Annotated in this window: 9 protein-coding genes and 2 tRNA genes; 4 read left to right on the top strand and 7 right to left on the bottom strand. The window is 34.0% G+C overall.

The genetic code is table 11. The features are described 5' to 3' along the window. The first annotated feature begins 9 nt into the window (after positions 1-9). Positions 10-2253 carry a TonB-dependent receptor gene (locus J0383_RS09265; RefSeq protein WP_207298118.1) on the top strand — a complete coding sequence of 748 codons (2244 nt, stop codon included), beginning with the start codon at positions 10-12 and terminating at the stop codon, positions 2251-2253. A gap of 166 nt (positions 2254-2419) precedes the next feature. Then, entirely contained in the window at positions 2420-3325 is a 906-nt protein-coding gene (locus J0383_RS09270; RefSeq protein ID WP_207298119.1) for an AraC family transcriptional regulator, read from the top strand. A gap of 159 nt (positions 3326-3484) precedes the next feature. On the opposite strand, the gene J0383_RS09275 is transcribed toward J0383_RS09270, so the two are convergent. The 6 genes from J0383_RS09275 to J0383_RS09300 form a co-directional block, all read right to left on the bottom strand. Next, a tRNA-Asp gene (locus tag J0383_RS09275) sits at positions 3485-3558 on the bottom strand. A 526-nt stretch (positions 3559-4084) separates the two neighbouring features. Next, positions 4085-4158: transfer RNA gene (locus J0383_RS09280), tRNA-Asp, on the bottom strand. 86 nt (positions 4159-4244) lie between these two features. Further along, positions 4245-5171, bottom strand: coding sequence for a DUF58 domain-containing protein (locus J0383_RS09285; protein WP_207298120.1), 927 nt, complete (start codon positions 5169-5171; stop codon positions 4245-4247). Then, positions 5168-7744, bottom strand: a complete 2577-nt coding sequence (locus J0383_RS09290; protein WP_207298121.1) for a M1 family aminopeptidase — start codon at positions 7742-7744, stop codon at positions 5168-5170. Before J0383_RS09290 ends, J0383_RS09285 begins: the two co-directional genes overlap by 4 nt. A gap of 97 nt (positions 7745-7841) precedes the next feature. Further along, entirely contained in the window at positions 7842-8426 is a 585-nt protein-coding gene (locus J0383_RS09295; protein WP_207298122.1) for a DUF4082 domain-containing protein, read from the bottom strand. A gap of 44 nt (positions 8427-8470) precedes the next feature. Beyond that, positions 8471-9016, bottom strand: a complete 546-nt coding sequence (locus tag J0383_RS09300; RefSeq protein ID WP_207298123.1) for a hypothetical protein — start codon at positions 9014-9016, stop codon at positions 8471-8473. Positions 9017-9210: 194 nt separating this feature from the next. Here J0383_RS09300 and J0383_RS09305 point away from each other — a divergent pair, with 194 nt between their 5' ends. Together J0383_RS09305 and J0383_RS09310 are read left to right on the top strand one after the other, a co-directional pair. Next, a complete protein-coding gene (locus J0383_RS09305; RefSeq protein WP_207298124.1) occupies positions 9211-9915 on the top strand; it encodes a LytR/AlgR family response regulator transcription factor in 705 nt (234 codons plus the stop codon). Beyond that, complete coding sequence (locus J0383_RS09310) at positions 9916-11991, top strand: ATP-binding protein (RefSeq protein WP_207298125.1); 2076 nt, start codon at positions 9916-9918, stop codon at positions 11989-11991. 210 nt (positions 11992-12201) lie between these two features. Here J0383_RS09310 and trxA read toward each other — a convergent pair whose 3' ends face one another. Beyond that, entirely contained in the window at positions 12202-12519 is a 318-nt protein-coding gene (trxA, locus tag J0383_RS09315) for a thioredoxin (protein WP_008466289.1), read from the bottom strand. Positions 12520-12717 lie beyond the last annotated feature (198 nt).

The raw sequence follows: 12717 nt of genomic DNA on the forward strand, positions 1-12717 counted from the left end.
ACAAGATCTATGAAAATAAAGATTGCTTTTTTACTCGCATTTATAAGCGGGATTGTTTCGGCTCAGAAAACAGGATTCGAGAAACAACTAGTAATTAAAGATGCTGAACACAAACTTCCCATTGCTGGTGTTTTAGTTACTTATAATAACGGAAACAGTCATACGCACTCAGAAACTAATGGCGTAGTAAAAATCAATATTAAATCACTGCCAGATACGCTCACATTTAGTCACGAGACATACGATGATCTAAAATTGGTGATAACGAACGAAGAGAATAAAAATAATGTGATTTTTTTAGAACACAAACCTTTTCAGCTTTCTGAAGTATCGGTTGTTCATAGTTCTTTTTTATCGGCGATTACAAAAGTAGATTTGAATAAATTTCCTGTCAACTCGGCTCAGGATTTACTTCGAAAAGTTCCCGGACTTTTCATCGCCCAGCATGCTGGAGGTGGAAAAGCAGAACAATTATTTTTGAGAGGTTTTGATGCCGATCATGGAACTGATGTGAGTGTAAATGTAGACGGAATGCCGGTAAATATTGTCTCTCATGCTCACGGACAGGGATATTCAGATCTGCATTTTGTTATTCCCGAAACAGTCAATAATATTGATTTCGGAAAAGGTGCGTATTATATGGACCGTGGTGATTTTAATACCGCTGGATATGTCGATTTTAAAACATTCGATAAATTAAACAATAGCACAATCAAATTGGAAGGCGGGTCTTTTAACACCAAAAGAATCCTAGGAATGTTCAATATTATGAATGATCCTTCGGGAAAAAGCGGTGCCTATCTGGCTGCAGAATACAATTATTCCGATGGCCCTTTTGATGTGAAACAAAACTTTAACCGAGTAAATATTTTCGGAAAATACAACAAATGGATTACCGATAACGATTATTTTAATATCCAATTTTCGACTTTTAACTCATCGTGGAATGCTTCTGGACAAATTCCTGAGCGCGCCGTTGCAGAAGGTATTATTAGCCGCTGGGGAAGTATCGATCCTACTGAAGGAGGAAATACCTCAAGAACCAATCTCCAAATGAATTTTAAACACATTATATCATCAACAGAGCAAATTGATGCGATGGCGTGGTATTCAAAATATAATTTTAATCTATTTTCTAATTTCACTTTTTATCTAAATGACAAAGATCATGGCGATGAAATTCAGCAAACGGATGGAAGAAATATTTATGGAACTGAATTAAAATACACCAAAAACTTCTCAACTTCCAACGGAACATTGGATTGGATTTCAGGTATTGGATTCAGAAATGATGATATTAATACTTTACAGCTAAATCATGTATATCATAGAGATTTGCTACTCGATAAATTGGCCGATGTAACTGGAACAGAAACTAATATGCATGCTTTTACCGGAGTAATTTGGCAAACTGGAAAATGGACTATTAATCCTGCTTTGCGATTAGATCATTTTATTTTCAATATGCATGATTTATTAAATCTAGAACAATTGCCTTCTGAACAATCTTCTGAAGCAACCAGACTAAGTCCGAAACTTAATTTTTCTTTTGCCCAAAACGACAATGTAATGTGGTTTCTTAAAACCGGAATGGGTTTTCATTCTAACGATATGAGAGTGGTGGTTACTAATAAAGACCAGAAAACACTTCCTTATTCAATTGGCGGAGATTTCGGCGTAAGATTGCATCCATTCAGTTCGCTAATTATTACTCCTACAATATGGTATCTAGATCTTCAGCAAGAATTTGTATATGTTGGAGACGAAGCTGTCGTTGAGCCTTCAGGAAAATCAAGACGTTACGGTGCCGACTTAGGAATACGTTTTCAGCCCTTTAAAAACTTTTATTTAAATGCCGACATCAATTATTCTCACGCCAGATTTATTGATGAAGAAAAAGGCCAGGATTATATTCCTCTTGCTCCTATCATAACAAGTACTGGTTCTGCCAATTGGGATTTCTTAAACGGTTTTTCTTTAGGATTGCAATATCGTTATATGGGTGCTAGACCAGCGACGGAAGATGATAGTATTAGAACAAAAGCGTATTTTGTAAATGACCTTATGCTTTCGTATAATCGTCAGAAATGGGGAGCAAACCTGCAGTTTAGCAATCTTTTCAATGTTAAATGGAATGAAGCACAATTTGCAACAGAAACACAGCTAAAAAACGAACCAGAACCTATTACTGATCTTACGTATACGCCTGGAAATCCTTTTGGAATCAAGGCTGGAGTGTACTATAAATTCTAAAATAACCGCTCATAAACTTTAAGATTTTCTTATTACAATTTTGTAACCATTTTTTTACATTTTAATTTACATTTGTATCCGATTAATCGTTTTTCTACCAAAAAAACAAAACCTTTTATCCATACATAATAAATATAAATGAACCTCAAATACGTAAATAAGAAATATGGAGTTTCTCTCTAATTTTGAATATAAGAAACTGTTTCTTCCAAATATAACGGAGCAAATATTAGCCAATAATGCAGATATACAACTTTATCGTATTGAGAATTATCTCAAAGGAATTTTAATGCCTGTTATTCCTTATCGTACTGCATTTAATTTTGTCATTTTTGTTACAAATGGGCATATCAAACAACATCTTGAAAATAAGGAATATCATGCACAAGAAGGCGAAATTATCTTTATTAAACAAGGAAGCATTACTGCTACCCTAGAATTATCTGATGATATCGAAGGCTTTTTTCTGGCTTACGAAAACAATGTTCTTTCAGAACAGGAATTACCAAAACACAAAACCAGTATTTTCTTTATATCTCCGTTTCTTAAACTTGATCATCTTTCATACCATACCCTTACACAGCTTTTACCTGTAATGGAGCAAGAATTAATGCTCAACAATCTTAATACAAATGATGTTATAATTTGTATGCTTCACCTTATTTTAGTGAAAATTCTATGCATAAATTCAGGAGTAGCACATACATCAGCAACCCGACAAATGGAAGTTTCATTACAGTTTCGAGATTTACTTATTAAATATCATTTAGAAGAAAAAAAAGCTGGTTTTTATGCCCAGAAAATGTCTGTTACGGAAAACTACCTTAATAAATGTGTCAAAAATGTAACCTTGAAATCCGTTAAACATTGGATTAACGAAATAGACATCAATTATAGCAAGGCACTTCTCTATTCTAGTAAAGATATCGCCGAAATTGCATACGAACTTAATTTTCATACGGCTTCCCACTTTACTCAATTATTCAAAAAAATAGCTGGTATAACCCCAAAAGAATATCGAACTCAGTTTTTAAATAATAAAACCAATCCTGCTATTTTAAATGAAATTTAGTGATAAGACACAATTATTTAACCGCAAAGTCCGCAAAGCTATATATAAAGCTTTGCGGACTTTGCGTAAAAATCTTAGCGCTCTTTGCGGTTAAATCAGACAAAAAGTTTACATAAAAAAAAATGCCTCTCGTAATGAGAGGCATTTTACAAACTTAGGCGGTCTGGACGGGACTCGAACCCGCGACCCCATGCGTGACAGGCATGTATTCTAACCAACTGAACTACCAAACCCTGCGTTATTGTGGGTGCAAAAATACAACAGAATTTCGTTTCTGCAAGCGTTTTTGGGAATAAAATTTGAGAAATTTTTAATCGACTAAAATCCAATATTTTAAAAACTCAGGTTTTAAACAAAAAGTAGGAACTTTCTTTTGCTCAACCGCAAAGGCACAAGGTTAAAAGCGCAAAGTCCGCAAAGCTTTATAAAAAACTTTGCGGACTTTGCGTACATCTTCGTGTGCTTTGCGGTAAAAATCTTTATGGAATTTCGTATGCTATTTCTCCTCTCGGTCGAAATGACAAACTATATGTAAATCGGAATTTGGAATTTATTTTGAGGATTCAATATCTTTGGAATTTACCTTTTACAAATAGTCTTAAATCAAAAAAGCCATCCACAAAAGTGGAAAGCTTTTCATTGGTCTAACTACTAAACCAGCTGCGAGTTACAAAGTCGCAGCAAAACAACACAACTAATCTTAGATACCGATTTTGGGCAAAAAAGCCTTTCCGTTAAGAAAGGCTTTTCCCAATATTGCGGTCTGGACGGGACTCGAACCCGCGACCCCATGCGTGACAGGCATGTATTCTAACCAACTGAACTACCAAACCTCTGCGTTATTGCGGTTGCAAAGATATAACAGAATTTCATTTCTGCAAGCGTTTTTATAAAAAAAATCAAAAATTTGTTTGAAAAATTACCCAAAGTTTTGTTTTTCAACCAAATATGTAGTCAATATTTTTTCGAAATTATCGCCAACATTTACCGGAACGTACTTAATTTGGTTCTTTGCACAGGTTAAAGCCAAGTTTTTAAAATACCCTTCTACTCTCTTTTCGTATGCTTCTTTTACATTATCAGCAAAAATCGAAACTTCTTCTCCTGATTCTAAATCGATAAATTTCCTTGGCGTATTATCAAAATCAAACTTCAATTCGGTTTGATTATCAACCACATGAAACAAAACTACTTTATGTTTATTGTGTTTTAAATGCTGCAGGGCATTGAATAATTTTTCATCATCCTGAGTTTGGAACATATCTGTAAACAAAATAATCATCGAACGACGGTGCATTTTCTCCGCAATCTGATGCAGATACGTAATAGTATCCGTAGTTTTCTTTGCTTTTGGCTGTTCTAATAATTGTTCCAGTTTATTCAACAACATTCTGTGGTGGCGATCGCTTCCTTTTTCTGGAGCATAATATTCGTAATGATCTGAGAAAACGCTTAAACCAACGGCATCACGTTGTTTCTTTAAGATATTCATCAAAACTGCAGAAGCCAAAACCGCAAAACCAATCTTCTTTTCATAAAAAGGCTGATTTGATTTCAGTTCAGGATAATGCATTGATGACGAATTATCAACAATTAAATGACAGCGTAAATTGGTTTCTTCCTCAAAACGTTTCGTGTACAAACGATCGGTTTTGGCAAATAATTTCCAGTCGATATGTTTCGTGCTTTCGCCTGCGTTATAAACCTTATGCTCGGCAAATTCTGCTGAAAATCCATGAAACGGACTTTTGTGCATTCCAGATATAAAACCTTCCACAACCTGATTTGCCAGCATTTCCAGATGCTGAAAACTAGAGACTTTCTCTATTTCCGATTCAATTTTCATTCAGTTTCTTTTTTAATATTTTGCGCTTTATAAAGCAAATCTGTCGCCATGAATAACTTGCGTTTCAAGATCGGACTAAAATTAGGGTTTTCTTTTAAGAATCGCTGTACTTCATCAAAAGCATATTTCGACGAATATTTTCCAACCGTATTATCCAGCCAATCTTTTGGAAAGAAAATATCTCCCGTGCGCTGAATTTCGTCTACCAAATCTAGTGAAAATCTAATATACTTTTGAGCGCTTTCCTGACGAAGCGGATGATTTACATTGGCCAAACCAACCGAAACCCAAGATTCTTTTTCTCGGTTGGCATCGTCTTTTAAAGATTCAATGAAAGCATTTCGAACCGATTCGTCTTTTGATAATGATGGAAGCAGAAATTCAAATCGCTTTTGCTTATCTGGATTTGTGATCGTTGTTCTTGTTTTTTCCAAAATTTCATCGGCTTTTTCATGTTTAAAAATCGCCAGATTCATTGCGATATTGGTAAAATCGTCTTCGTTTAATTTTAAATTCGGAATGACAATTTCTTTATTCCAAATCTGATATAATTTGGCTTTCGCCGAATCGGAATACGCAATTGAACTAAACAATCCAAACAAGGTCTTTTTAATATTAGCTGATAAATTCGCTGGTAAACGAGTAAACAAAGTGTAAGTAAGCTGTTTCTGCACTTTGTTTTGTTGTTTTTCTGTGAAGAATCTCCAATAAATCGTATTCAAATTATTAGACGCAATTCGTAATACCAATTCATTTTCTTCTGTTTGAATTCCTTTAAAAAAAGAATCAAAGGCTTTTTCTGGAGAAATATTTCCAATCAAAGTATTTTCATAAAGATTACTATAAGCAGAAGCTCTCGCCGCCTCATCTTTTAAACTTGAAATTGCATTTAAATAATTCCCGTCAAGCGGAAAAACACCGTATCCAAAACCGTTATAATTGTAAATAATAAAAAGCGGTTTTTTAAGTCCAATGGCTTCTTTTAAAACCAAACTTTTATCTATGATATTTGCGGTCAAAACTTTTACTTCATTTGAATAAACCAATCCTATTTGAAAAATCTGAGGCCAAACGTTATTCGATTTATCTTCTGCTTGTTGTCTAATTTCAAAGTTTTTAATTTTGTTTTGAGCATCGTATTCGATATTATCTGAAAAAATTGCTCTTCCCGATTGGTTTACCCAAACTTCGCTCCATTTCTTCATATCCAAAGGCGTTTCGGCATCTAGAATTTCTACCAGATTATTCCAGTCCGCATTGTCGTTGGCATATTTGTGAATGTATTTTTGAATTCCTTTTTGGAAAGCTTCTTTTCCCATTGACGCTTCTAACTGACGCATCATAATTGGGGCTTTATTATAAATCATAGCACCATAAAGCGAACCTGCATCTTTCAAATTAGCCAAATGCTGTCGTATTGGATGTGTACCCAAAGAGCGATCTTCCGCGAAAGCGCTAGGATAATGCGCCGTGAAAAACTGCAGATTATGATTTACTTTCGGGAAAATTGGATTCATGATTTTATCTGCCATAAAATTCGCAAAAACCTCTTTCATCCAAACATCATCAAACCATTTCATCGTAACCAAATCGCCAAACCACATGTGTGAAGTTTCATGTGCAATGAGTTTGGCTCGGTTTAATTTCTCGCTGTCGGTGGCACTGTTATCCAAAAACAAAGAAGATTCACGGTATTGAATCGCACCAACATGTTCCATTCCGCCATATTGAAAAACAGGAATTGAAGCAAAATCCAACTTCTGAAAAGGAAATTTATAGTTTGTATATTTTTCTAAAAAGTCTAACGATTGCTGGTGCAGATTGAAAATAGTATCAGTACTGACTTTTATTTTTTCAGGATTATTTTCGCGATACAGCATTGTCATTTCCATATTTGCTGGCTTTTGCTTTGTGCTTTTAAATTTTCCAGCCACAAATGAAAATAAATACGTACTCATTTTATCCGATTCTCCAAAAATGTATGAAGTAAAATCACCTTTTTCAACTTTCTCTTTTACATCGGCTCCAGCCAAAACCGACCAATCTTTTGGTACAGAAAGACTTAATTTATAAGTTGCTTTTATATCAGGCTGATCTAAACACGGAAATAAAGTACTTGCTCGATCTGGGACTAACAAAGTGTATAGAAAATCATCATTTCTGTTTAAAGATAAATTTCCTGCAATGAAGGTAATTGAAATGGTATTTTTTCCTGAAATCAAATTTTGAATAGGAATTACAATGTGTCCGTTTTGATGAACAATCGCAATATTTTTTGCATTAGCAGAAACTGATTGTATGTTTTGTGTCTTCTCTTTAAAATCTAAGATAAGAGGCTGACTTAAATCTGACAAATTGAGATTTAGAGTTAAATCTGATTTGATGTTTTCATTCTTCTGATTCGGGATTTCAAAAGACAATACATATTGTACATCCGAAATCTGCTTTTTACGAAATTGAGCCAATTGTTCTGAAACACCATTTTCTACAAGCACACTTTCTTTTAATTTAGATTGAGAGAAACCAATCGCAATAATCATCAAAAAACAGAAAGAAGTGTATAGAATTTTCATTTTTAAAGGAATATATAAGATTCGTTAAAAATAAAAAAAAGGCTTGATTATTCATCAAACCTTTTACAAACTCACTAATTAAATATCCAAAAATAAATTATTCAGTTTGTTGAAAATCGAAACTTAAATCTCCTGCATTGTAACTAGAAGAAACATTGGTTGGGAAAGTCTGTGTCGTACCGCTTAACCATCTGTATTCGTTAAATGTTATATTTCCGGCTACGATAGGATATGTTACAATACTATTATCGGCTTTGCTTTTTTTATACCAATCATTAGAATTCATGGTAATCATGTATTTTTTATCTTTTTCCAAAGCCAATTCACTGATTTCTTTGGTTACCTGAACATCTGCTGTTGCTACATTTAAAGTTTCGGTACGAAGTACAGTTTTTGCTGTATAGTCCCAGATCGTTACACGCAGAGCAGAATTCGTCGCGGGTAATTTTAAGGTAATCGCCTTGATTTTTCCTTTTACAGTTGGCGTAAATGCCAATCCGAATTCATAATCCCCTGAGTTTACAAAATTAGTTACTGTAGAAAAACCTGTTTGAGTATAATAAGCTGCTAATGGATTTTCTGTTTCAAACTTTGGTGTATTATCCTTATCGTCGTCACTGCTGCATGAAACTGCTAGTGCTGCGGTAATTAAAATTGCAAAAATTGTTTTGAAAGTTTTCATAATAGTATCTTTTAATTAGTTCCCTGATTTGGTTTTTTTATTGATTAAGGTTGAATATTAAAGCGTGCACAAACTTCTTCGTAGCTCATTTTAGAATAGTCTACTTTTGCAGCTTTTGATGTCGCTGCGGCAACGCCTCCAGGAATCAAAATATAGCGCCAGTTAAGACTTGCAGGAAGTGCTACTGTAGTACCATCATTAGCATGTTTAAATCGGAATAATTTGATAGTATTAAGGCTGCTAATCGCTGTAATGGTATTAATTGATCCTCCTGCTGTTGAGGTATAAGCAAGCGGAAAAACATTTGTTCCTGAGCCAAAAGTCATGTAAACTAAAACAGTTCCTTTAGACATAATATCGGCTGTTAATTGTGGCACCGAAATAGTAGTAGATAATCCATAAGTACCGTCAATTGTTTCTGGTGTTCCCGCCGGAGCATTTATCCAGCTGCTGTAAATTACATTTGCGGTTCCTGCAGCACCTTGTGCTCCTTGTGCTCCATCAACTCCGTCTGTTCCGTCATCTCCGCTGCAAGAGATTATTGTAAAAGCAGCTAATAAAATTGTAAAAATGGTTTTAAAAGTTTTCATAATAATTTTAGTCTTAAAAAATTAGTCAAATGATTCTTATTTAATTCAATAACCTTATTTTTGTAAAACCCAAAAGCTTGTTGAACAGCTTCTGAATTAATTACAAGACAAATTTGCGCCAATAAAATCAGGGTAAAAACAGCCAATCGACAAACAACATTTTAAATAGACAGACAACATAAATTGAGTTTCGAATGATGAAAAAATACAGTTGTATTATTATTGATGATGACGAAATTGATAGATTAACCGTATTGTCTTTTGCCAAAAAATTTCCTGCTCTGGATATTATTGGTGTTTTTGAAGATGCCGAAGATGCACTTCCTTTCTTAGAAAAAGAAAAGGTAGATATTTTGTTTCTGGATATCGATATGCCAGGTTTAAACGGAATTGATTTTAGAAAACAAGCTCTGGAAATTCCAGTTTGTGTATTCATAACCGCACATCCTGAACATGCAGTTGAAAGTTTTCAGATAGAAACTCTTGATTTCATTGTAAAACCTCTAAAACTAGATCGCTTTACACAAACCATGAACCGCATTGAGGAGTTTATGGAAATCAAACTCAAAGCTTCTCTTTTTGAAGCCAGCATTGGCGGCGATACTATTTATATTAAAGAAGGCCACGAACAGACCAAAGTAAAACTGCACGAAATTTTATATCTCGAAGCGCTAAAGGATTATACCTTAATAATCACAAACAAAAAAAGACATTGCGTGTTGTCGAGTATTGGAAATTTATTGAAAGAAGATCATTTTCAATCTTTTATTCGTATTCACAGAAGTTATGCCGTACAGAAACAGTTTATCCAGAAAATGAATTCTTCAGAAATTATCCTGAACAACAATGTTTCTATTCCGGTTGGCAGAAGTTACAAAGAAAACCTAAACCTGATTTAAATGACGCAAGCTCGATTTTTGTTTTTGTTTCTCATTACTTTTTCTGTTTTTGGGCAGCAAGAACCAAATTTGGCAAGACTTAAATCTACTGATGAAAAACTAAAAGTTTGGCTCAAATACACCAATGAACTTTTGGATTTGGAAGATTATCCAAAACTAATTATTGAAGCACAAAAGGGAATTCGACTGGCTAAAAATCATCCCGCTTATATCAGCCGATTTTATCTTCAAATTGGGACTGCTTACGAATTCAGCAATAATCAATATCCAAAAGCATTAATCAATTACGAGCAATCGTGGAAATACGCCCGAAAAGCCAATCATCTTAAAAATGAAACTTCAGCTATAATGCGCTTAAATTATGTGTATTATTCTGTTCAGGATACCATCAAAAGAAAAAATCTGATTGATTACATCAAAAAGGTACTCGATACTACAAAGAATGTTTATACGCAATCTGTTCTAAACGGAAGTCTTGGCGAATATTATCTTGATTATGCTGAATACGAGAATTTTATTAAGTATCAGCTAAAAGCAATCAATTATAAAAAACAACTTCCGAAAAGCATTCCAAACACCGAAAATATTGGGGTTTCCTACAGTCAGATTGCCAGCGCTTATATTAAAATGAAACAATTTGATAAGGCAATCGAATATTTAAATGAAGCCGCTCCTTATATTAAAACTTCGCCTTATGTAAGTGCTTTTTCGTGCAACTATTATATGCAATGCTTTTCGGCCCAGAAAAAAACAGATAGTGTTCTTAAATATTACAAGTTAATATATACTTACCCTACGGTTAAAGATTCGCTTTATCTTAATCTTAGTTTTGCCAACCAAAGCATGTCTAAATTTTATGCAGACAAAAGACAGATTAATACCGCTTATAATTATGCCAAAAAAGCAGTTTTGTTTGGGCAAAAATCAACAGATGAGGAAATTCTAATGGAAGCCAACACCATTATGGGAAGGGTTTTATATGAAAAGAAAGATTATAAAAATGCGATTGAAACATTAAAAAAAGCGTCTGTTAATGCGCTTAATTACGATAAAGAATTCTTTGTAACCATAAACAAAAAACTTTCGCAGAGTTATGCCGCACTCGGACTTTGGAAAGAAGCCTATTATTATAACGAAATCTACAGTAAATATAATGATGAAATGATGCAGGAATCTGCCAAGCAGAATATTGCCAATGCCGAATCTCGTTATCAGAACAAAACCAAACAGCAGAAAATCCAAAACCTTTCAACCGAAAACACAATTAAAAACATACAAATTTCCGAAGCCAAAAAACAGCGTTTGTTTCTAATTTCGGGATTGGCGCTTGTTGGCATTATTGGATTATTATTGTTTAGGCAAAGTCAAATTAGAAAGAAAACCAATAAAAAATTACAGCTTTTAAATCAAGAACTTGATGAAGCCAATAAAATAAAAGCACGATTCTTCAGCATTTTAAACCATGATTTAAGAAGTCCTGTTTCAAATCTGATTCATTTTCTGCATCTTCAAAAAGAAAGTCCTGAATTGATAGACGAAGAAACCGCTCAGCGAATGCAGACCAAAATCATTTCGGGTGCGGAGAATTTATTATCGTCTATGGAAGATATCCTGCTTTGGAGCAAAGGACAAATGGAAAATTTCAAACCTCATTTTAAAGAAATTCCTGTTGAAACAGTTTTTGAAGAAACACAGAAACATTTCTCAAGCATTGAAAACATTTCGATTTCATTTGAAAATCCAGAAAATATCATTCTAAACACCGATGCAAATTATCTGAAAACCATCATTAGAAACCTTACCGGAAATGCCATAAAAGCATTAGATAAAACCAAAAACCCAAGCATAATCTGGAAAGCCGGACAAAAAGATCATCAATTTTATCTTTCCATAACCGATAATGGTCCTGGAGGAACTCAGGAAAAATTCAAAGCGCTGTACGACGAATCAGAAGTTATAGGAATTAAATCTGGTTTAGGACTGCATTTAATTCGTGATCTGGCAAACGCTATTAACTGCAAAATAGAAGTTTGTTCTAAGCCAGGTTTAGGAACAACTTTTACGATTAAGTTTTAAATAAATTTTCGCCACGAATTCACGAATTGTTTGTTGCTTAAAAACCAGATTGGGATAAATTTCACGGATAAATTAGCTGCGATTTTAATTCGTGTAATCTGAGCAAAAACATTTCCTGTATCAATAATTCGTGAATTCGTGGCGGAAAAAACCAAATAAAAAAGGCTTGACTTTCGTCAAACCTTCTTTATATCAAATATAATCTTCTGATTATAATAAAGCGTCTAAGCTGTCAGCGTAGGCTTGTTTAGGAGCTACTCCTACTTGTTTGCCTACCACTTCACCATTTTGGAAAACCAAAACAGTTGGTATGTTACGCACACCATATTTAGCAGCGAATTCTTGGTTAGCATCTACATCTACTTTACCAACAACTACTTTACCTGCATACTCTTCGCTTAATTGGTCGATGATTGGACCAACCATTCTACAAGGACCGCACCATGCTGCCCAAAAATCTACCATTACTGGTTTATCTGATTTTAAAACTACTTCATCAAAAGTAGCATCTGTTATTGCTAATGCCATAATTATTTTTCTTTAAAGTTATCTTCAGTTCCTTATCTCGGAGAGACTTTCAAAAAACTTTCAGAACTGAGGTACAAAGTTAAAAATTAAAAACAAATCATACACTATCCCGAAATTAGTTTTGATTATAAATGCATCGTCAATAATTATACTATTCACATGTGCTTTATTTACAAGCATTAATGTGTTGTAAAATAA

It is taken from the genome of Flavobacterium endoglycinae (genome assembly GCF_017352115.1).
Classification (GTDB): Bacteria; Bacteroidota; Bacteroidia; order Flavobacteriales; family Flavobacteriaceae; genus Flavobacterium; species Flavobacterium endoglycinae.